This window comes from Sporosarcina sp. SAFN-010 (genome assembly GCF_059415065.1).
Genome location: NZ_JBPFDS010000001.1, coordinates 524,492 through 545,770, shown reverse-complemented (window position 1 = coordinate 545,770; position 21,279 = coordinate 524,492). Strand labels below are relative to the sequence as shown.

The following is a 21,279-nucleotide window of genomic DNA, read 5'->3' as shown; positions in this document are numbered from 1 at the left end:
GTATAAATTCTGAAACACCATGCATAAGATAGGCATGTTCAAAATTAATTGTAAACGTTTTCAAAAAACTCTTTACATATTTCTGTTGAACCTGTATAGTTTCGAATAGTTATAATATTATAACCTAATAGACAGAGGTGGGATGAATGAAAATTGATAAAACGGTCACGACACCTTTATATTCACAAGTAGAGGTTACTTTGGAAGAAAAGATTCTTTCAGGTCAATGGGATGAAGGTTATCAAATCCCGACAGAAACCGAGTTGGCTAAATCTCTTGAAGTGAGTAACATCACGATTAAGCGCGCCATTATGAACCTAGTAGATAAAGGAATGCTTATTCGCCAGCGAGGTCGCGGAACGTTTGTAACGGGTCAGCAAACAGAAAAGAACATCCATAAGTCTGAGTTCATTAAAATGGATGAACAAGTGAGCAGCGCCCACGATTTACTTTCAAGCGGAAGTCATGGAGTTTATCCGAATATCGCCAAGAAGTTAGGGAAGACCGTGGATGCTGAATTTGTTTATTTAGAACGTGTCGGTTATGAGGAAGGTGAGAAGGTTTCTTTGGAATATACGTATATTCCGCAAGAGATTTGGCCAGAAAATGAGCCAGTTATTAACAAAGATGCATTCATATACGATGTCTTGAAAAAGACTTGTGGTATCACTCTTAAACGATCTAAAAACTACTTTTCTGGTGCAGTTGCAAATGACAAGGAAGTAAAATTACTAGGGGTTCGTCCGAATACCCCTCTATTTGTATGGGAACGAATTACGTTTTCAGAGGATGGCAGCGGTGTTGAATACTCTAAATTCGTGATGAAACAGGATAAAGAGAAGTATTATTTGGAACTAGAACTCACGTAACCAGTAGAAACTGTGCATTGCATAGTTTTCTATGTTATATAAAGTTATAACATTATAATTTATTATTTCTTAGAACGTTTGTCTTCAATTGACTAAATAATTAATTAATAAGAAAGGGATGGTGGGGGAATGGAAAAGGGGAATATGAAGTGGAAGGTGAAACCGCCTACAACTACAGCGCTGCTAATGTTCATGATTGTACTTGTGGCTCTGTTGACGTACATCATTCCCGCAGGTCAATTTGATCGGGTGATGGATGAAAAGACTGGGCGGGAATTGATTGTTGCAAACAGTTTCAGCTATACAGAGCAATCACCAGTTGGAATCGGGGGAATTCTTTCATCCGTTTTTGGGGGGATTGTTGGCGCTGCTGAAATTATCGCATTTGTTCTAATCGTTGGAGGGGTTTTTGGAGTAATTGTTAAAAGCGGAGCCATTAACGCCGCACTGGCAAGACTAATCCATCGGTTAAAAGGAAGAGAATCTATATTCATCATCATTGCGATGACGGCTTTTGCAATTGGCGGAGCGACATTCGGAATGGCAGAAGAGACGCTGCCGTTTGTTGCGATTGTACTTGCTGCGACAATCGCTATGGGGTATGACCGGATTATCGCAGTTTCCATCGTTGTTGTAGGCGTTTACGCAGGATACTCAGCTGGACCGTTAAATCCGTTCAACGTGGGAATTGCTCAAGGAATTGCGGAGCTGCCACTATTTTCAGGAATCGGATTGCGCTCAGTAATGATGGTTGGCGGGTTGATCATTGCGATCCATCACACATTGAGATACGCAAAAAAAGTGAAAATGGATCCCAAAAACAGTTTGCTTGTGAATGAAAAGGAAATCGAAGCAGATAGCTCTCTGTTAGACGATCTGACTATGACAAGACGACATAAATGGATAATGACGATTCTTGGCTTATCCCTCGTAGCACTCGTGTTTGGTGTATTGAAATATGGTTGGTATTTAGGAGAAATCTCCGCGCTTATGCTGCTTATGGGAATTGTCATTGGAATGATTGCGTTCAAAGGGAGCTTTAACCAGTTCACGGATGAATTCATGAAAGGTGCAGCTGAGATGACAGCGGCCGCATTAATTATCGGGCTATCCAGGGCGATCCTCGTTGTTATGGAAGAGGGCCAAATCATTGATACATTGGTGTACGCAGTTTCAGTTCCGCTTGGCAGTCTTCACAGCGTCTTTGCGGCATGGGGCATGTATATCTCTCAAGGGCTCATCAATTTCATCATCCCGTCATCTACCGGGCAAGCAGCAGTGGTCATGCCGATTATGTCTTCAATCAGTGATGTCATCGGAATTAATCGCCAAATAGCTGTTCAGGCATTTCAGTCAGGTGATGGCTATTGGAACATGATTACACCGACACATCCTGTACTGATGGCTGCACTTGGAATCGCCGCAGTACCTTTCGGAAAATGGGTTCGATTCGCAGGCCCGCTCGTTTTTAAATGGACGATTTGGACGATGATTATATTGGCAGTGGGGGTTTGGATTGACTGGGGACCATTCTAATGCAATCAAACATTATAACATTATAAACAAATAGATAAACCATACAACTAGGAGTGATGACAGATGGGTAAAATGCTGAAATGGACGATTATTGGTGGAGGAAATGGCGGACAGACGACAGCTGGACATTTAGGAATGATGGGGTTTGACGTCACGATTTACGATATTTTTGAAAAAACGATAAATGCAATCAAAGAACAAGGTGGCGTTCACCTTCAAGATGCTTTAACGGGATTCGGTAAAGTCGCTTGTGCAACAACGAGTATGGAAGAGGCGCTGAAAGACGCAGACATCGTATTTGTGACGGTACCTGCAACAGCCCATACATCGGTCGCAAAATCATGCGCCCCGTATTTGAAGGATGGTCAAATTGTCATCTTGAATCCTGCCGCGTCATTTGGATCACTAGTTTTCCGGAAAACGCTGGATGATGAAGGGTGCAAAGCTGATGTGACATTAGGGGAGACCAACACATTGCTATACGGCTGCCGTATTATTAAGCCGGGCACAACGCAAGTATTCGGATTAAAAAATCGTATTTTAACCGCTGCGTTGCCCGCGACAGAAACGGATAGAGTCGTAGAGACACTTCAAGCTGCATTCCCACAATTTGAAGCATGTGATAGTATCCTTGTTACGAGTTTTGATAATACAAATCCTATCTTGCATCCAGCAACCACGTTGTTTAATACAGGAATCATCGAATCTGATCAGGATTGGAGATTCTATGTGGATGGGTTTACGCCGAGCATCGGACGTTATGTGGAGAAGATGGATGAAGAACGGATTGCAATTGGCAGAGTATTTGGGTTGGAGCTGCTATCGTGCTTGCAGCAGATGGAAGTTGAGTATGATGTATTTAAAGATACATTGGCCGAATCAGTTAGTAGTAATTCGGTATATCAAGATATTGGCGGGCAGAAGACGTTGGAAACCCGATATTTAACAGAAGATATTCCAATGGGATTGGTTCCATTTATTGAGCTTGGAAAGATGGTAAACCTTCCGACAATCCATATGGAAACCGCTGCAACTATGGGGCAGTTGCTGTTGGGGCGTAGCTTGATGGAAGGTGCACGGACACTCGAAAACTTAGGGGTAGAAGGACTGTCGGTGGATGAATTCCTGGAATTTGTTCAAACTGGACGTAAGTGATCGGAGAATTGTTGAGATTTATTAGCGTTTGAAACTTTTTAGGATAGGTTATCTAGATATCTTTTTAGGGAATATTACATTTAACAAATAACCCTAAAAGGAGGAAACCTAATGCACACGTTTAACAAAGCGATGCTTATCTATAATGAGCATGCTGGGAATGAAGACGTGGAGGCGAAACTTGCAGCAGTTGTACCAGTACTTGGGCGAGCGGTGAAAGAGCTGACGATTAGTAAACCCGATAATCCGGAAGAAACCCGCCGTTTATGTGAAACTTCAGGTGACATGGAATTGATTGTCATCATGGGCGGCGATGGGACGGTTCATCAATGTATAGACGCTATTTCGAAACTAGACGTGCGTCCGCTGCTTGCGATATTACCGGGAGGGACGTCGAATGATTTTACGCGAACGTTGGGCATTCCTCAAAACTTGAGAGATGCTGCTGAAGCCCTGCTCGCTGGGGAAATCCGTGCAATCGATGTAGGAAGAGAAGGAGATCAGCATTTCATTAACTTTTGGGGAATCGGACTCGTTGCAGACACGTCTGAAAATGTCGATGACGGACAAAAGAAAAGCTTCGGACCCCTAAGTTATATGGCAAGTACGATACGAACGATGCGTGAAGCGGAAAGTTTTCCGTATCATATTGTTTCTGATGGAATCGACATAGAAGGTGAGGCCATTGCTATTTTTGTGTTGAATGGTAGCTCACTCGCGACGACTCCAATTCCAATAGAAGCAATCAGCCCATCTGATGGCAAACTGGATGTTCTCGTAGTCAAAAATTCTAATTTAGCGACGCTTCGCGAGTTGATGTCGTTAAGGAAGCCTGAAACGGATACGTCACAACTCAATATGCTGGAGTATGTGCAGGTGAGTCAGTTGCAGATAGATGCTCCGAGTCAGCGGAGAGTGGATATGGACGGGGAGCTATACGATTTTCATTCGGGAAAGATTGAAGTGTTGCCAGGCCACTTGAAGATGTTGGTTCCTATATTAAAATGAGTAATATTGAGCGCTTCATCTTACGGGATGAGGCGTTTTTTGATGATTTTATTGGAAAAGTGGGGGGAGGAAGTGAGATTGACTAAATCAACATATTAATCGGCCATTTGGAGCAAAGAATCGGCAATATGGGAGAATTAATCGGCATTGAGACACAATCCAACAGGTTTAAGGGATTAATTGGATGCGCTTCGCTTGTTTAAGGACGGACTAGTACTGTGGACTTGGACAATCGGAAATATGGAAAGGGAAATCGGCAATTAGGAGAGTAGAATCGGCAAAATTACATGCAGTATCGGCCATTTCGAGCAAAGAATCGGCAATATGGGAGAATTAATCGGCAACGACACACAATTCAAAAGCATTAAGGGATAAATTGGTAGCGCTCCGCTGATTTAAAAACACAAAAAAACGCACCCAACTTACTAGGTGCGCTTCCGAAACTCTCACTTAAACATCTGTGCAGCCTTCACCGCTTTTTGCCAGCCCTCATACAATTCATCGCGCTCTTCCTCATCCATCGACGGCTCAAACTCACGATCTAGCTGCCAGCGATCCGCAATCTGCGAGCAATCTTTCCAAAATCCGACCGCAAGGCCCGCTAAATAAGCAGCCCCGAGAGCGGTTGTTTCATTAATAGAAGGACGTTCAACGGGTACGCCTAATAAGTCCGCTTGAAATTGCATTAAGAAGTTGTTCGCGACAGCACCGCCGTCCACTCGCATAGACTTTAACGAAATTCCTGAATCGGCTTCCATCGCGTCCAATACGTCTTTTGTCTGATAGGCGAGAGATTCGAGCGTTGCCCGGATGAAATGCTCTTTCTCCGTCCCGCGTGTCAATCCGAATACAGCCCCGCGGACATCGCTGTCCCAATGGGGTGTACCGAGCCCGACAAACGCTGGGACCACGTATACGCCATCGGAAGAAGTGACTCGCTCTGCATAGGCCTCGCTTTGTTCGGAACTGCGCAACATCCGCAGTCCGTCGCGCAGCCATTGAATCGCTGAACCAGCTACAAAAATACTTCCTTCCAACGCATACTCAACTTTTCCGTCAAGTCCCCAAGTGATCGTCGTCAATAGACCGTTTTCGGATTGCACGGCTTCTTCACCCGTGTTCATCAACATGAAACAACCAGTGCCATACGTACTTTTCACCATACCTTTTTCAAAACAAGCTTGTCCGAAAAGTGCAGCTTGCTGATCTCCGGCAATTCCTGCAATTGGAACCGCACGACCGAAAAACTTACTCGGTTCAGTATGCGCATACACTTCCGAGGAGGGTCGGACTTCCGGAAGCATCGCGGCAGGGACATTCAAAATATCAAGCAATTCTTCATCCCACTGCAAATCATGAATGTTGTACATCAGTGTACGGGATGCGTTTGAGTAATCCGTAATGTGCGCCTCACCACCCGACAATTTCCACACAAGCCAAGTGTCAATCGTTCCAAATAACAAGTCCCCACGTTCCGCCTTCTCCCGAGCGCCTTCCACATGATCGAGAATCCACTTCACTTTCGTACCGGAGAAATAAGGGTCAATAAGAAGTCCTGTCTTCTTGCGGATCAAATCTGCATGGCCGGCTTCCTTTAACTCTTCACAAATACTAGATGTTTGACGGGACTGCCAGACAATCGCATTGTAAATCGGATTGCCCGTCGCTCTATCCCAAACGACCGTCGTCTCGCGTTGGTTCGTAATGCCAATACCTGCGATTTGATCGGGAGACAGGTTCTTCTCGGATAATACACCAGCAATCACGGACAAAATTGAACTCCAAATTTCGGTGGCATTATGCTCAACCCATCCATTTTGTGGGAAAAATTGCTTAAATTCCTGTTGCGCTGTGAACACAGCTTCCCCTTGTTCATTGAACAAGATAGCCCGTGAACTGGTTGTTCCTTGGTCGAGTGCAAGCATGTACGTCTCTTTCATACAACTTCCTCCCAGCGTAAATTGCCTCCGTCAAGGAAGCGTTTTCTTCAGTTTATCATAATACGAGCAGAGTCAAGTGTTCTTCGGAAGGTAAATTAAAACCCCTTGCCTACAAAGCAGGCAAGGGGAGAGGGAAGTACGATTAGAACTTATCACGACGATTGCGATCGGTATTAGTGAGATCGCCTTTTAAGTTCACATCACTCGTTTCACCTACACGATTCACTTCAACTTCTTCACGTTTCACAGTTTCATCGATATGCTCAGTATCTGTAACTCTTTTTTTGTTGATGACAATTTCTTCAGTGACCACAGGCTTTTTCTTCACTTCAATCTGTTCTTCCGTAACGGGGACGCGAATTGTTTCATCATCGAACGCATTAGCAGTACGGAAATCCTCTTCTCCTGTCTGATCATCCAGTACTCCATCGACCGGTCTACGTTCAATTGTAATCTCTTCGTGTTCAACAGGGATGTCCACTTTTTTGCGATCTTCCACAACATTTTTGTCGACAGTAACTTCGCCTTTGCGGACTTGCTGTTTGTCTACGCTGAGACGTTCTTCGTGAACTTTCATCGTTTCAGGGACTTCTTCGATACTGCGGTTGAACTTACCTTCACTACGAACGCGGTCCGTATCCACCGTCTTCAGTTGTGCGTCTGCTGTATGATCATAATTGCCATGCAACGAACCAGGCTCGCGGTTGGCTTCTAGACCACTTGTCATGTCAAGTGTTTCTGTAGAAGCACTTGCCTGCAAGTTCGCATCGTTTGCTAAATCGTTCGAAGCGTATCGAGCGTTATTTTCCCGGCGATATGTATCTACTTCACCTTCATCTACATAAAGCAACATTGCGCCATCATGAATCTCACGTGTGTAACGGTCTTTTTCTGCTTCACTCAAACCTGTATCACTCAATAGATTATAAATATGGTCTTCACCGGATATGAAGTTCATGAACTTGTCCATCCAAGAGCCCTCCGGCGTTTTCACCTCGGCATCGGTCCGGCTGCGAAGCATATGCAGATCATGGTCATCTTTTGCGATTACGTAAATATTATCGTCTGAAACTCCGGTAGCTTTTAACTCTTGCACCTTTGTGATGAGTTCTGTTTCTGTCTGGAATGTCCCAACAAATCTTTTTTCAATATTCATATCTAAATTCCTCCTCAAATTTTGTGGTCAATCTCAATATATTATTTTCGGTCTTGGATAATAGTTACCCGGCGTTACATTTCTGAAAACCTATTTAAAGACTAAAACAAAAAACGTCATCATCTTGTAATCTTGCTGTCACATGAACTAGTGCATGTTTCTTACGTATTACCGCTATGGTATGAAGGGGGATGTAATGGGGGGATTATACAAAAAATAGGATTCAGATTAGGCAGGAGTCCTTTGGTTTGGTACACTATTCTCTAATATAATCCATGATTTAATATCTGGTTAGGAAGTGGGAGAATGGAAAACTTAGCATTAATCAGCGTAGTCGCAGTACTCGCACTCGGAATCTTTTCCCAGTGGCTCGCCTGGAGGATTCAGTGGCCATCAATTGTTATCATGTCGATCGCAGGATTGCTTATTGGTCCAGTTTTAGGATTGATCAATCCGGAAGCTGCCCTCGGTGATTTATATGGACCACTCATTTCACTTGCGGTTGCCGTTATTCTTTTTGAAGGTAGTTCGAATCTCGATATTCGTGAAATTAAAGGAATCTCTAAATCCGTTACACGTATTGTTACGATCGGTGCGTTTCTCGCATGGATTCTCGGATCCCTTGCGGCGCACTATTTTGCTGGACTGCAATGGGAAATTGCCTTCATTATAGGAGGGTTATTTGTAGTAACTGGTCCTACAGTGATCATCCCGCTGCTTAGGAGTGCGAAATTGAAATCTCGGACAGCGGCTGTATTGAAATGGGAAGGGATTATCGTCGATCCTGCGGGGCCGCTTCTTGCACTGTTTGCATATGAAGTAATTAAAGTGTTGAGCAATGAACATTTGACGATGAGTAATTTGCTCAGTTTCTTTGGAGGCGCGGGTCTTGCGATTCTCCTAGGACTTGGAGTGGGGCTTCTCATCACGGTTATGGCGTCAAAAGGACAGTTTCCTGAGTACTTGAAATCACCGATTGTACTTGCCTTGGTCTTAGTCTGCTTCATGCTTGCAGAAGTAATCATGCACGAAACCGGCATGCTCGCAGTCACCGTGATGGGTCTGACTATTGGTCGTTCTAAGCAATATGTGTCATCGATCGGAAACCTTGGGCATTTTGTTGAAAATGTCTCTGTCATGTTAACTTCTACGGTGTTCATCCTCTTAACGGCGTCTTTGCCGAGAGAGACGATTGCTCAAATGTTTACACTACCGATTCTGGCATTCGTGTTAGTGACGTTGTTTGTCGTCCGTCCGTTGTCGATTTGGATTTCAACGATTGGTACAGAACTCGACCGGAATGAGAAGATATTAATCGGTTGGATTGCGCCACGCGGTATCGTGGCACTTACTGTTGCCGGATACTTTTCGAGTATTCTAGTCAATGATGGATATGAAGAAGCGAGTCTTCTTACAGCCTTGACGTTTGCGCTTGTCATTATAACTGTATGTGCACATGGCTTCACAATCGGTCCGCTTGCGAAAAAGCTTCATTTAGCGAGCAATGAACCACCTGGAATCCTGATTATAGGAGCAAGTAACTTTTCAGCATCACTCGGTGAGGAATTGAAAAGATTGGGGATTCCCGCACTGATCATGGATCCCTCTAGAGGGCGCTTGAACTTAGCTACCGCAAAAGGAGTTCAGACGTTCGAAGGGCAGATTTTGTCGGAACAAGCGAGATTTGCAGTCGACCTAACGCCTTATAGTACGATTTTGTCGATGACAGGTGACGCGTCGTATAACGCGCTTATATCCCAATCGTTTGCACCTGAATTCGGCTTTAACAATACGTTCTCACTGCCAGTTGCAGTAAATCATCAGATGAATGAATCGGAGCTGCCGACTTCATTGAAAGCCCATTTACTCTTCAGGGAAGACGCGACATTTGCGGAACTCAACCGGAAAATTAATACAACATATGAAATCGGGGAGATCGCCACCAACGAGATTGAAAATGTCGATAACTGGTTGGATGAATTGCCAGAGCAAATTACTCCGCTTTTCATTAAGAAAGAGAATGAATCAATTGTATTCGTTACGTTGCGTAAAAAAATCAATTTAGAAGAAGGCGACGTTCTTGTCGTCATGAGGCCTAAAAATGAGAAAAAGGAGCCTTCCGCTTAAGCGGGAGCTCCTTTTTGTTTTAAACAATATTGGTTACTTCGTGCGCTTGGCTTTCCAACTCAGCGGCAGACGAGGCAAGGTGGAAAAATGCATCCATCGCAACTTCTACTTCTTTTTTACATTCATCGATGTTCGCTTGAGCACGCTCAGTACCGGCAGCAATTAGACCAACTTCTTTGGTAATCGCTTCAATACCGTCCCTCACTTCGACAATGGAAGCCTCCACATTAGAAGATAGTTTCCTTACTTCTTTAGCAACGACGTCAAAACCACGACCATGCTCACCAGCACGTGCAGCTTCAATGGCAGCATTCAAAGCAAGCAAATTTGTTTGTGAGGCTATGGCACGAATGGTCTTCACGATACCTTGTATATTTTCGGAATGCTTTTGGAGCACTTCTAAGTTATTTGTGTTGTCATGGGAAACATCGGATAATTCACCAATACGTTTCAGTAATTCCTCGTTTCGATTTCTACCTTCGTCTGCCTGTTCGGTGAGAGATTGCGCCATTTGGTTTAGTTCAGCAACAACACCTATGGAAGCATCTTGACGCTTCGTTACATCTGTCGCGACTTTTGCCACACCGAGAACAGTACGCTTGTCCTCACTAAAGACAGGCATATAGGTCGCTTCAAGCCAAACGACTGATCCATCTTTGGATTTACGTTTGATTTTTCCAGAAGAAGAGATCCCTCTAAGCAAGTCTCTCCACATGACTCCATAACTTGGACTAGAAACATATTCGGGGAAACATAGTTTTTCATGGTGCATGCCAATCATTTCTTCGGGACGATACCCAACAGCAGATGCAAAATTCTTGTTTACATAAGCGACGCGTTTGTCGATTCCAAATCGAATAATCGCAAGGTTTTCTTCTAAAGCGCTTACAACGAGTTTGTCGGAAACAGATTCAGATGCTGATAAGTTCAATTATTTTCCTCCTAGGACTTCTGTAATGAATTGTTATCCATTATACGCGTTGTATATCAAATGTACTAGCATGATTGACTGTTCGACATGGAATGTACAATAATTCAAATGGAGAATGGCTTAATAGAACTAGTTTTTGAGTGAATTATTATCTCTAAATAATTAATTAGAGGACAAACTAGTTTTTTTGAATAATATAAACTAGGTAAAAGGAATGACCTTGACTTTCATTTATTTCCGATAAAGAAAAATCAAATCTCTTAACGTATAGAGGTGTTTTGAAACAAAGAAACAGAGGCTAAGTGGAAGCCTCTGTTTAAATTTGATTTACGAAAAGGTGTTGTTAGTAGTCTCGTTTATTCAACTGTTCATCAAAGATATCACCTTGTACAGGTTCATTCTCTCTACGTTCTTTACGGGAGAGAAGTGAATCTCTTTCAAGTTCTTCGGCAACTCTACCCGGGCTACCATTCACAGCGTCTTGAAACTCTTGGCGACGCTGTTCCTGTTCAGGATCACGTCCCAGTTCACCAGCAAAATCAGTCGTTTCTAATCCGTTGGAAATCGTATCGTCTGCTGCTACGCTGAATTCAGAACGCTCGATTGGACGCTTGTGTACTGGTGTCACTCGCTCTTGTGTATGTTGGGGTGTTGTATCGCCGAATGCTGGCTGTTCAGGCACACGCGTGACGCCGTCACCTGGAGGTGCGACCCATGTGTTTGCTCCAAGATTTGGATCGCCTACATTCTCTCCGATGCCAAATTGTTTTCCTACCTCTTGATGCTGTCCAGGCATGTCGTTCGTTTCATCCAAGTATAGCAACATGCTGCCATTGTTAACGTCTTGGTAAAATCCTGCCTTCTCATCTTCAGTAAATCCAAGGTCATCCATCATACTACGAACGCGATCTTCACCTGTCATGAAATCCATGAATTTATCCATCCAAGATTCATGAGTCGTTTGAATCTCGGCATCTGTTCGACTTTGCAACATTTTCACATTATCTTCACTTTTAGCAATAACAAAAATTTGATGGTCTACATATCCTTCTGCTTTTAACTCTTCTACCTTAGCTAATAGTTCCGGCTCAGTATGAAACATCCCGATGAATCGTTTGCCTTGCTCCATTTTTAAACGCCTCCTGTTGAGTGTGTTTGCTAGTATTCTAATGATTCGTTGTTAGTGTTTGAATACCCGGGCAGGAACGAGCAGAAACCTCGGATACAGCTGGAAGGACAAATGTCATCTAATTGTAATCAAGGTGTCATGGAGCAAGTGCCATCAATACAGCAAAATTAATGGAAGGGTCAACCTATTAAGGTTAAATTCAAATGAAGTATTGAATTTAAAATCAGAACATTTATAATAGTCTAATATACAATTCCAAACCAAGGAGGTATAACATTGCTCACATTTGTTTCAGCAATCGTTTTGTTGTTCGCAGGATATTTTGCGTATTCCAAGGTCGTAGAAAAGATTTTTGTAGTGGATGATGCTCGTAAAACTCCGGCTTACACGAAGACGGATGGTATGGACTATGTACCAATGAGTTGGTGGAGAGGATGGCTCATCCAACTCTTGAATATTGCAGGACTCGGGCCGATTTTCGGCGCAATTGCAGGTGCTCTCTATGGACCAGTCGCATTCATATGGATTGTCCTAGGAAGTATCTTTGCTGGGGGTGTCCATGACTACTTCTCAGGAATGCTCTCGCTGAAACATGGCGGGGCGCAATTTCCGAAGTTAGTTGGAGAATACTTAGGGAGCATAGTGCGCAAAGTAACGAGTGTCGTCTCAATTGTTTTAATGGTGTTAGTGGCAGCAGCGTTTACAGCAGGCCCGGCTCAACTGATCGCTTCGATAACACCAATCACATTCACGATGGCATTAGTACTTGTTTTCGGTTACTTTGCATTAGCGGCAATTCTGCCTATCAATAGAATTATCGGACGGATCTATCCGATTTTCGGTGCGATCTTGATTATCATGGCAGTTGCGATAGGTGGGGCATTACTTTTTGGAACTGCTAAGATTCCCAATTTAACGTTCAAAAATCTGCATCCCGGTGAACTTCCAATCTGGCCACTCTTAATGGTGACAATTTCATGTGGCGCCATTTCAGGCTTTCACTCAACCCAAAGTCCGATTGTATCGAGAACGATGAAGAAAGAGTCGGAAGGGCGTAAGATTTTCTATGGAGCTATGATTGGAGAAGGAGTTATCGCTTTAATATGGGCAGCTGCAGGAATGACATTTTTCGGAGGAACGGGAGGTCTGCAAAGTGCATTAGCAGCTGGCGGACCAGCTGGTGCTGTTAACGAAATATCCAGTACGCTTTTAGGGACGTTTGGCGGTATTTTGGCAATCCTCGGTGTCATCATCTTGCCAATCACTACAGGGGATACGGCATTGCGTTCAGCACGCATGATGCTGACAGAAGCCACGGCTTCCAAGTTCAATCCTGATAAGCGATCGGTCATCTTGATCGCAACTGTGATTCTAGGTGTCCCGATGTTTTACTTGTCAACAATCGACTATTCATTTTTATGGCGTTATGTAGGCGGGACCAATCAATTCGTCGCAGCGATCATGCTGTGGACTGCTACCTCCTATCTTTTACGGGAAGGACGCCAGCACTATATTGCTGGAATACCGGCCTTGTTCATGAGTGGTGTCGTCACAACCTATTGGCTGTATGCACCAGAAGGGTTACAGTTAGGATACCACCTTTCTGTGACACTCGGTTTATTAGTGGTCGCAGCACTCGCTATCTTCTATGCTCTTAAGATCATTCAGTCGAAAAAAGCGATCGCAGAGCAAATCGTACCAAAAACTATCTAATGAAAGAAGGTGCTGTTTATGCACCTTCTTTTTTGTGCTGGAAAATAGGTGGACACATGGAATTAATCTACCTGTAAATTAAGTAAGTTAAAGGTCCTGTATTATAAATGTACACTTAATATGACTATATATCCATAAAAAAACAGAAAATGTTTATTTTCATGGTACTATGGGTATATAATGAAGGATAAATAGAACAGTATAGGAGAACATAAAGATGAGCGAACACATCCGGGAATTACAAGTATCCATACAGACACTGCGAAACCAAGGCAAATATAAAGAAATGATAGAAGGGTGTTATCAGCTTTTGCAATATGCAACTGATTTAGAGGATAGGCAATTGCAAATGGATGCTTATGCGAACTTTGCGCTTGGTTTTTATAAGATTGGTGATATTAAAGATGCTTTTTTCTATATTGAAAAGCATGCCATGCTGTGTGAAATCTATGGAGATAAAGAAGATGAAATGGATTCCAATCATATTTTCTTCTTGCTTTATGAGTACACAGGTAACTATGTGAAGGCTAAAAAAGTACTGGAAAATAGTATTGAGCTGGCTGCGAAACTAAAAAAGGTTAATCTAGTCAGTGAAAATTGCAGTGAATTAAGTACTGTACTGAGCCGGATGGGGAAATATGAAGAAGCATTGCGAGTAGGTGAAAAAGGGGCAAGCATTGCAGCACAACTTGAACCCTACTGCCCTTTTTTGGTGATGAAAGCAATTCTGGCGATGGCGCAAGCTCACCTAGGAAAGTCTGACTTTGAAACAGCCAATTCACTTCTGCAGACAGCAGTTCAAGATCCCGTCTTGCAAGATTATGCGAGAGAAAAAACAAAGTGTTATCGGCTGCTTGCCCATTTGCAAAGATTACAGAAACAATCAAAAGAAGCGCTGGTAAGTTTGGCAATCGCAGATGAAAGTGCAAAAGGTTCGAAAAATTATATGCAGCAAAAAGAAATTCAGGAAACTCAAATCGAATTATATCGTGAACTAAATGACTTTGAAAAAGGATTTGAAATTCAGAATTTACATATCCAACTTCTTGAAGAAATACATCGAATGGACGCTGTAATTCAGCGATGAAGCTTGAAATGAACTTGAAATTACAAGAGCTAGAGAGACAGGCAAACACCGACTATTTAACGGAAGTATCTAATAGAAAAGCGTTGGAGGAAACTGCAAATGAATGGTTGGATCAAGCTGCCCTATCTGAAGAGAATGTGGTTTGTATTGCTTTTGATATTGATAATTTAAAGACGTTGAATGACACATATGGCCATCCATTTGGTGATCAGGTGATTCGCCGTGTTGCGCACGAGTGCAGTGGTCTGCTCCGCAGAAGTGACAAAACAGGGAGAGTTGGCGGAGATGAATTCGTATCAATATTAAGAGGGATTTCTATTGAAGATGCATCCAAAAAAGCTCAACAAATGCTTGAGGCAGTAACAAACCTTTCAATCGAGCGAAGTGGAGACCCAATTCCTTTAACTTTAAGTATTGGCATAGCCGAAAGTTCGTGTGGAAAGATAACAGAGTACGGCAAGCTTTATCACAAAGCAGATATCGCGTTATACCGTGCTAAAAATAGTGGAAAAAACCAAGTATGCATTTATTGATATGGAGTATATTTAATAATTCGGGGGCGATTTCAACTTTTTTAGAGGTATGGGATAAAGTAAAACGGTGCTCAATTGTGAACAAAACAGCACATAAAAACTTCTTAAAATGGTTAGGGAAAAGACACAGAAAACAAGGGCGAAACAGTAACATTTAAACTATTTTCATGTTAAAGTATTCAACGTTGAAAATTAATTAAGAGGTTACAGTCCCTTGTGTCTGCATACCACAAAAAGGAGATTTTATAAATGGGAAGAGTCGATCAGAAAGTCGCATTGGTAACAGGTGGAGCATCTGGGATTGGTCTTGCATCTGCACAGTTACTCGCTAAAGAAGGCGCTAAAGTGGTTATCGGGGATTTCAACATCGAAGGTGCCAAAGCGGCTGCTGAAGAAATAAAAGCTAACGGCGGTGAAGCATCGGCAATCTTCTTGGATGCTACAAAAGAAGAATCTATTAAAGAAGCGGTTGAGTTCACAGTAAACACTTATGGTTCACTAACAGTTATGTTCAATAACGTTGGAGGAACGAATCTTAAAAAAGACCTGGACGTTGTGAACCTTGACTTGGATGAGTGGGATCGTTTGATGAACATGAACTTGAAGAGTGTATTGATCGGTGCTCGTTACGCAATTCCACACATGCAAAAAGCGGGTGGAGGTTCTATCATTAACACAGCGTCAACTGCTGCAGTAGCTGGAGACGCAATCCGTTCGGCATACGGCGCGTCTAAGACAGCTGTAACTGGTTTGACTCGTTATATTGCAACTCAATATGGAAAAGACAAAATTCGTTGTAACGCAATTGCACCAGGGTTAATCTTAACTCCTGCTGCAAAAGATAACTTGCCAGCAGAAGTACGCGAAATCTTCATGAAGTATAATGCGCTTCCATACCACGGAGAGCCTGAAGATATCGGTAACACAGTTCTGTTCTTGGCTTCAGATGATTCTAAATTCATGACAGGCCAATTGCTTGTAGTTGACGGTGGTCACTACATGACAAGCCCAACAATTTCAGATGTTAATGCGTATGCAGCTAGCATGCAGAAATAAGTTGTAGTGAACGAACTCCTTCTTTGCCAATTCTGATTGGTGAAGGGGGAGTTTTTTTGTGCAAGTGTAAAGGGGACGGGGGTGATTTGCGCTTCATGCGGACGCTTTCCTAGGGGCTTGCCCTAAGGAGTCGCCGCATTCCGCTTCAATCAACAGAACATGTGGGAGATAGTTACTTCATTACAAGTTATAAGAAATAGAAATCAAAAGATGGAGTTGAAAAGAAAATATAAAATAGAAAGTTTCGATTTGAATGTGAAAAAGATAGGTTAGGTGAGGAGAATTAAGGGAATGTTTCTGTAGCTATTTGTTTAGGGAGAGGGGAATGTTCGGCGGTTGCTTAACGATGCAGAGGGGCGCTTTCCGAGGGGATCGATTTCAGCCTCCTCGTCGCTGGCGTTCTCTGCGCGGGCTTCCACCTTAGATTATTCCTCCGGAGTCGCTGTCTTCCGATTCACACAACAGGAGTTACCGCGAAAATTGCTAGTATGTAAAACAATCCAATCATCCAGACGGAAATTGAATTTGATACAGTAACTCACAAAAATTCATCGAATCAGTCAACTATGCTGATGTTGAGCATAGCTTCCTACTAGTAGGCGCTGGACTGCGAATCGGTTCATCAAAAAAACGTAATTGAAGGTAAAGGGAGGAGAGGAAATGAAAAAGACAGTACGATGGATCGGAAACGTTTTGCTCCTTGCAGGTGTTTGTCTGCTCGTCTGGCAATTTATTGGAACGAAACAGACAGGAGATATACGGAAACAACAGTTGGATGCGTTCGCTAATCTGAAAGCGGAAGCTGAGACTGAAGTACAGCCTCAAAAAACGAACAATAAGGAATTTCAGAAGCAGAATGACGAAGCGGCAGCGACAACAAAAGTGCAAGAGAAGGAAATCGGCGACCTGATTGGTGTACTTTCCATTCCGCAAATTGATATCCATGCCCCGGTGTCCTATGGCGCAACACCTAGTATTTTAGACAGCGGGTTTGGTGCGATTCCGAGTAAATATGAGCCGGGAACTCAAGATGGGAGCTACGCTATTGCGGGGCATCAGTCACACGTATTCGGTCAGTTTTTCAATCGGTTGGACGAACTCAAAACAGGCAGCCGATTCGATTTGGAAACAGTGGATGAAACACAAACCTATGAAGTGTATGAAACCCGCATCGTCTTCCCAGAAGAAGTGGAAGCAATTGCGGAAGAACCCGGAATTTCAAAACTGTCTCTCGTTACCTGTTATCCACAGAACAGTAACAAGCATCGGCTAATCGTCATGGCGAAACGTGTGGATAAATGAAATAAAGTCAAGACAAAAAGCAGATGGATTGCCCGCCTGCTTTTTTTGTTTATTTATCAACTACGTTGCTGATCTGGTAGTCCCCTTCCGCATCCATAACAATGGTATACGTCTTTGTCTTTTCAATGTAATTCTCTTCACCGGCACTATCTGAAACCGAATAGGAAAGGTCCAATGTAACGAGTGCTTGGTTTGCTTCAATAGCAATATCTGTTATGTCAGTTGAGTAGAACTGATAGATCCTTCCGTCCGAAGCCACTTCCTGGATGAATGTTTGGAACTCACTTGTAGTTGGAGCACCGGGTAGTAAGTAACTCATAAGAAAAGTAGAATCGCCCGCTTGTATGGACATTTCATATTCTTCCCGGAATGACGTCATGAAATCTATTAAGTTATCTTCAAAAAATCCACCTTCATAGGACGAGTCCTCATCATAATAGTCATCGGAAACAACTTCATCTTCCTCCTCAACTTCATAGAAATCCGTGTATTCATCATCGTAAGCGATATCACTTTCATAGTCGTGACTAGCTATATAAGTATCATACACACCGAACAATGAGGCTATGGCGGTTTCACTCATGGGAGAAGCTGCCCAACGGTCTACGAGACCAATCACACTATGCATCGGGATGGAGAAGCCGAACAAATTATTTTCTTTGTACAGCAACGAATTGATGCCAATAACTCTACCTGTCTTAGCATCAAGTAATGGACCGCCGCTGCTCCCTTTATCGATTTGTGCATCTATTTGATAAATCTTTTCATACACGAATCCCAGTTCCATATCCCTGTTCAAACCAGTCAAATAACCGACTGAAGCAGAGTTTTCAAATCCTTGGGGGCTCCCAAGTGCGATCACTTCAGTACCAATCGGTGTTTCTTTGCTTTCTATAGAAAGAGGAGGCAAGTTGCTGAAAGCATCCGCACGTATTAACGCGACATCATATCGGTCTGAGATGCCAATGACTTTTCCAGCTACGTCTTTTCCATCAGAGTTCCGGACGACGACATCTGTGAACCCCGCTACGACGTGAGCGTTCGTTACAATGAGTCCGCCTTTCTTGTATAGGAAGCCCGAGCCGAGTCCGTCGCGCGTGAATATTGTAAATACACGAGGCAGAGATTCTTTAATGACTTCTGTCTTTTCTTTATTAGGTTTTACAGTCTTTGTCTTAATTTGTTGTGAGGAGATTGGCTTCAATGGCTTCTCTTTTTCGACAATTACTTCTTTAATTGGTAAAGGTGGGGCATCATCTGACAGATGCAGCAGCTTTCCGAAATTCCAATCTACAATATAGCCGATTCCAGCGATTGAGCCGATTAAGACAATCATGGAGCTTAGGAAAACTGGTAACATCCAACTATTTTGTTTCTTTGTTTTGAGTGGCTTCCCACAATTCGAACAGAACTTCGAACCTTCATCATTTTGCGTTCCACAATGCGGGCAAAACATAAATCATTCCTCCTGTCGTATGAAAAAATTGTTAATTATATAGTATCATAGGTTCAGTTGTAATGAACTATATAATTTAAGTCTCCATTTTATTTTTTAATAGTTAAATTGGCAGATGAAATGATGTGTGATGGAAAGTCCGAGTAGTACAAAATTATTTCTATTGTATGTAACAGCATAGGGACACATTTTCATGTAAATGTAATAGAAATGATAGGTTTATCAGATATACAACTGGGTAAGAGCGGGAGTAATAGGATTCTTACTATTTGAAATCCTTTGCGATGAAGACAAGGGAGGTGAATATGTGCGCAACTTCTTAGTAGTCTTATGTACTATTCTTTTTTTACTTGTAATGCCAGGTGTTGGCTATGCAAATGAAAATCCTCAAGATTCGCCTGAGGAAAAACCAAAGAGAGGTCTTGTTGGAGGAATACTAAATCAAGTGAATGACACAGTGGATAAAACTGTGAAATCTACAGGAAACCTTGTAGAAGAAACGGTTAAATTCACAGGCAATACTGGCGAACGTACAGTGGGTTTCACGACTGAAACAGTGAACATAGTTGCTGATCCAAATCAGAAGAAGCCGGTGAAAGCGGTCGTTGAAAGTACGACGAATTTTGTCGGAGAAACTGTGGAGAAGACGGTACCGGTAGTGGAGCAAACGACCAAAACCGTGCAAACTGTAACGAACGAAACTGTGAAAGTGACAAAACCACTTCCGAAAGTGCCTGTCGTGGCACCTGTTGTTGATATAACAACGGAAACTGTCGATAAGGCAACGGAGCAAGTGAAGAAAACAGTCGATGAAACGGCAGGAACTGTGGCAGATGCGGTCTCGAAACCTCTTAAGAAGGAACCTGTGAAGGACACACCTCCGGTAGCTGAGGGGAAGCCTATTGAGAAACCTAACCTAGAACCTTCCAAGGGGCAGAATTTACCCAAAGAACCTCCATCAATAGAACAAGTGGAACAGCCGAGTCGACCAGCCGTGACTGAAAAGCCGCGCGAAGAACAATTCCTTGCAGCTGATAAAGATAAAGGGGATTCCTTAGTTTCAAAAGAAACGGCTGCAGATAAGGATAAAGAACTCGCCAGTTCCCATTCAATCCAAGGTGCGAAACCGATTGGCGAGCAGTTTGCGATGGAGCGGAAGCCGGTACTGGATGATGGGCAGGCAGAAGTGCCTTCGACGACGAGAGAGTCGATGAAGACCATTTCAAACCATGCGCATCCGCTGAAGCCATCCGACAGAAGTTCTTGGATATCTGATTTCCAACTCATAACGGGATCATCTTCAATAAGTGTAACTGGAATATCGATTACTTCAGGAATGAGTGCCTTTGGTGCAGTACTCGCAGATGATTGGCTCATGAAAGCAGAAATCGTTCGACAAAAATGGTATTTTGAAGATATTTTAGGAGCACTTCAATGGAGTCATGCACCACCAGGACAACCACCCCAATCTACTCCTTTTTTATACATGATTTAAAAAACGATAAAAAAGGAGAGAAATTACTATGAAAATGAATTGGATGAAATACGTTGGAATGACAGCTTTTGCTGGTGCTCTATTGGTAACGATGCCTGCTGCTGGTTTTGCGGAAGAAGGAGAACAATCTACGGGTCACCAGGACGAGAAAACGTCAGTACTCAATATTCAATTGGAAAACTTGCCAATTGTGGGTAACGTTTCTGTTCAGTTGCCGAAACAAACTGAATCAGAGGAAAAATCATTGGCGAAAGTCCAAGTGAATGACGGCCTTGTAGACGATGTCCAAGTCGATGTTGCTCCTGTTACGAAAACGCAAAACGAGGAATCGATTTCAGAAACACATGCAGTTGCTACTTTGAAAGTGGACACCACGTTAACGGAATCGGTGCAAGCAGACGTTGCAACCAAGAAAACCAGTCAGGATGAAACAGGCAGTGAGTCAAGCGCTGCACTCGTAACTGTTCAAGCAGAAGAGTTACCTGTAGTTGGCGAAACAACTGCTAATGTTGTCTCAAAAGACGTCAGTCAAAAAGACGGCGTAACGACAGTTGACAACGGGGTGGTCCAAGCAGATTTAAAAGAATCTGAACTACTTGGAGATACCCATGTAGGGGTTGCTGAAAAACAAGTAGAAACAGATGAAGATGGATCTGCTCAATTGGGCCAGTCGGTAGTTGAAGTAACTGTTGACGACGATCCAATTCTAGAAGACACGCATGTCGGAGTAGTGGATGAACACCTCAATGTAAACGAAGATGGATCATTCAATAAAGACGGAGGCGT

General features: G+C 43.0%; 17 protein-coding genes. 12 read left to right on the top strand and 5 right to left on the bottom strand.

What is annotated here, in order from left to right:
• Positions 1 to 146 precede the first annotated feature (146 nt).
• The 4 genes from ACR65F_RS02610 to ACR65F_RS02595 all read left to right on the top strand — a co-directional run bounded on the left by ACR65F_RS02610 (position 147) and on the right by ACR65F_RS02595 (position 4,568).
• Positions 147 to 869 carry a GntR family transcriptional regulator gene (locus tag ACR65F_RS02610; protein ID WP_440503141.1) on the top strand — a complete coding sequence of 241 codons (723 nt, stop codon included), beginning with the start codon at positions 147 to 149 and terminating at the stop codon, positions 867 to 869.
• Between the two features lie 129 nt (positions 870 to 998).
• Entirely contained in the window at positions 999 to 2,405 is a 1,407-nt protein-coding gene (locus tag ACR65F_RS02605) for a YfcC family protein (RefSeq protein ID WP_440503140.1), read from the top strand.
• Positions 2,406 to 2,468: 63 nt separating this feature from the next.
• A complete protein-coding gene (locus ACR65F_RS02600; protein ID WP_039042375.1) occupies positions 2,469 to 3,560 on the top strand; it encodes an NAD/NADP-dependent octopine/nopaline dehydrogenase family protein in 1,092 nt (363 codons plus the stop codon).
• A gap of 111 nt (positions 3,561 to 3,671) precedes the next feature.
• Positions 3,672 to 4,568 carry a diacylglycerol/lipid kinase family protein gene (locus ACR65F_RS02595; protein ID WP_440503139.1) on the top strand — a complete coding sequence of 299 codons (897 nt, stop codon included), beginning with the start codon at positions 3,672 to 3,674 and terminating at the stop codon, positions 4,566 to 4,568.
• A gap of 446 nt (positions 4,569 to 5,014) precedes the next feature.
• On the opposite strand, the gene glpK is transcribed toward ACR65F_RS02595, so the two are convergent.
• Entirely contained in the window at positions 5,015 to 6,508 is a 1,494-nt protein-coding gene (glpK, locus tag ACR65F_RS02590; RefSeq protein WP_440503138.1) for a glycerol kinase GlpK, read from the bottom strand.
• A gap of 142 nt (positions 6,509 to 6,650) precedes the next feature.
• Positions 6,651 to 7,664: a YsnF/AvaK domain-containing protein gene (locus tag ACR65F_RS02585; RefSeq protein ID WP_440503137.1), complete on the bottom strand. Its 1,014-nt coding sequence runs from the start codon at positions 7,662 to 7,664 to the stop codon at positions 6,651 to 6,653.
• Between the two features lie 306 nt (positions 7,665 to 7,970).
• Here ACR65F_RS02585 and ACR65F_RS02580 point away from each other — a divergent pair, with 306 nt between their 5' ends.
• Positions 7,971 to 9,791, top strand: a complete 1,821-nt coding sequence (locus ACR65F_RS02580; RefSeq protein WP_440503136.1) for a cation:proton antiporter — start codon at positions 7,971 to 7,973, stop codon at positions 9,789 to 9,791.
• A 19-nt stretch (positions 9,792 to 9,810) separates the two neighbouring features.
• Here the strand turns inward: ACR65F_RS02580 and ACR65F_RS02575 are convergent, their stop codons facing one another.
• Positions 9,811 to 10,722: a methyl-accepting chemotaxis protein gene (locus ACR65F_RS02575; RefSeq protein ID WP_440503135.1), complete on the bottom strand. Its 912-nt coding sequence runs from the start codon at positions 10,720 to 10,722 to the stop codon at positions 9,811 to 9,813.
• 343 nt (positions 10,723 to 11,065) lie between these two features.
• The gene (locus tag ACR65F_RS02570) at positions 11,066 to 11,851 is read right to left on the bottom strand and encodes a YflT domain-containing protein (protein WP_440503134.1); all 786 of its coding nucleotides are present in this window, start codon (positions 11,849 to 11,851) and stop codon (positions 11,066 to 11,068) included.
• Between the two features lie 276 nt (positions 11,852 to 12,127).
• Here ACR65F_RS02570 and ACR65F_RS02565 point away from each other — a divergent pair, with 276 nt between their 5' ends.
• The 5 genes from ACR65F_RS02565 to ACR65F_RS02545 all read left to right on the top strand — a co-directional run bounded on the left by ACR65F_RS02565 (position 12,128) and on the right by ACR65F_RS02545 (position 17,542).
• Entirely contained in the window at positions 12,128 to 13,564 is a 1,437-nt protein-coding gene (locus ACR65F_RS02565; protein WP_440503133.1) for a carbon starvation CstA family protein, read from the top strand.
• A 217-nt stretch (positions 13,565 to 13,781) separates the two neighbouring features.
• On the top strand, positions 13,782 to 14,651 hold the full coding sequence (locus ACR65F_RS02560; RefSeq protein ID WP_440503132.1) for a tetratricopeptide repeat protein: 870 nt from the start codon (positions 13,782 to 13,784) through the stop codon (positions 14,649 to 14,651).
• Between the two features lie 8 nt (positions 14,652 to 14,659).
• Positions 14,660 to 15,184: a GGDEF domain-containing protein gene (locus ACR65F_RS02555; RefSeq protein WP_440503131.1), complete on the top strand. Its 525-nt coding sequence runs from the start codon at positions 14,660 to 14,662 to the stop codon at positions 15,182 to 15,184.
• A gap of 249 nt (positions 15,185 to 15,433) precedes the next feature.
• A complete protein-coding gene (locus tag ACR65F_RS02550) occupies positions 15,434 to 16,240 on the top strand; it encodes an SDR family NAD(P)-dependent oxidoreductase (protein ID WP_440503130.1) in 807 nt (268 codons plus the stop codon).
• 660 nt (positions 16,241 to 16,900) lie between these two features.
• Complete coding sequence (locus ACR65F_RS02545) at positions 16,901 to 17,542, top strand: class D sortase (RefSeq protein ID WP_440503129.1); 642 nt, start codon at positions 16,901 to 16,903, stop codon at positions 17,540 to 17,542.
• Positions 17,543 to 17,591: 49 nt separating this feature from the next.
• On the opposite strand, the gene ACR65F_RS02540 is transcribed toward ACR65F_RS02545, so the two are convergent.
• Positions 17,592 to 18,998 (bottom strand): trypsin-like peptidase domain-containing protein, encoded by a 1,407-nt coding sequence (locus ACR65F_RS02540; RefSeq protein WP_440503128.1) that lies wholly within the window; start codon positions 18,996 to 18,998, stop codon positions 17,592 to 17,594.
• A 307-nt stretch (positions 18,999 to 19,305) separates the two neighbouring features.
• Between ACR65F_RS02540 and ACR65F_RS02535 the strand changes: the two genes are divergently transcribed.
• Together ACR65F_RS02535 and ACR65F_RS02530 are read left to right on the top strand one after the other, a co-directional pair.
• Positions 19,306 to 20,493, top strand: coding sequence for a hypothetical protein (locus ACR65F_RS02535; protein ID WP_440503127.1), 1,188 nt, complete (start codon positions 19,306 to 19,308; stop codon positions 20,491 to 20,493).
• 28 nt (positions 20,494 to 20,521) lie between these two features.
• Positions 20,522 to 21,279 (top strand): hypothetical protein (locus ACR65F_RS02530; protein ID WP_440503126.1); only part of this gene is annotated, 758 nt, incomplete at its 3' end.

Bases quoted from the DNA above. Each gene is read 5' to 3' on its own strand.
- ACR65F_RS02610 (WP_440503141.1), top strand. From the start codon at position 147: ATGAAAATTGATAAAACGGTCACGACACCTTTATATTCACAAGTAGAG.
- ACR65F_RS02605 (WP_440503140.1), top strand. From the start codon at position 999: ATGGAAAAGGGGAATATGAAGTGGAAGGTGAAACCGCCTACAACTACA.
- ACR65F_RS02600 (WP_039042375.1), top strand. From the start codon at position 2,469: ATGGGTAAAATGCTGAAATGGACGATTATTGGTGGAGGAAATGGCGGA.
- ACR65F_RS02595 (WP_440503139.1), top strand. From the start codon at position 3,672: ATGCACACGTTTAACAAAGCGATGCTTATCTATAATGAGCATGCTGGG.
- glpK (WP_440503138.1), bottom strand. From the start codon at position 6,508: ATGAAAGAGACGTACATGCTTGCACTCGACCAAGGAACAACCAGTTCA.
- ACR65F_RS02585 (WP_440503137.1), bottom strand. From the start codon at position 7,664: ATGAATATTGAAAAAAGATTTGTTGGGACATTCCAGACAGAAACAGAA.
- ACR65F_RS02580 (WP_440503136.1), top strand. From the start codon at position 7,971: ATGGAAAACTTAGCATTAATCAGCGTAGTCGCAGTACTCGCACTCGGA.
- ACR65F_RS02570 (WP_440503134.1), bottom strand. From the start codon at position 11,851: ATGGAGCAAGGCAAACGATTCATCGGGATGTTTCATACTGAGCCGGAA.
- ACR65F_RS02560 (WP_440503132.1), top strand. From the start codon at position 13,782: ATGAGCGAACACATCCGGGAATTACAAGTATCCATACAGACACTGCGA.
- ACR65F_RS02555 (WP_440503131.1), top strand. From the start codon at position 14,660: ATGAACTTGAAATTACAAGAGCTAGAGAGACAGGCAAACACCGACTAT.
- ACR65F_RS02550 (WP_440503130.1), top strand. From the start codon at position 15,434: ATGGGAAGAGTCGATCAGAAAGTCGCATTGGTAACAGGTGGAGCATCT.
- ACR65F_RS02545 (WP_440503129.1), top strand. From the start codon at position 16,901: ATGAAAAAGACAGTACGATGGATCGGAAACGTTTTGCTCCTTGCAGGT.
- ACR65F_RS02540 (WP_440503128.1), bottom strand. From the start codon at position 18,998: ATGTTTTGCCCGCATTGTGGAACGCAAAATGATGAAGGTTCGAAGTTC.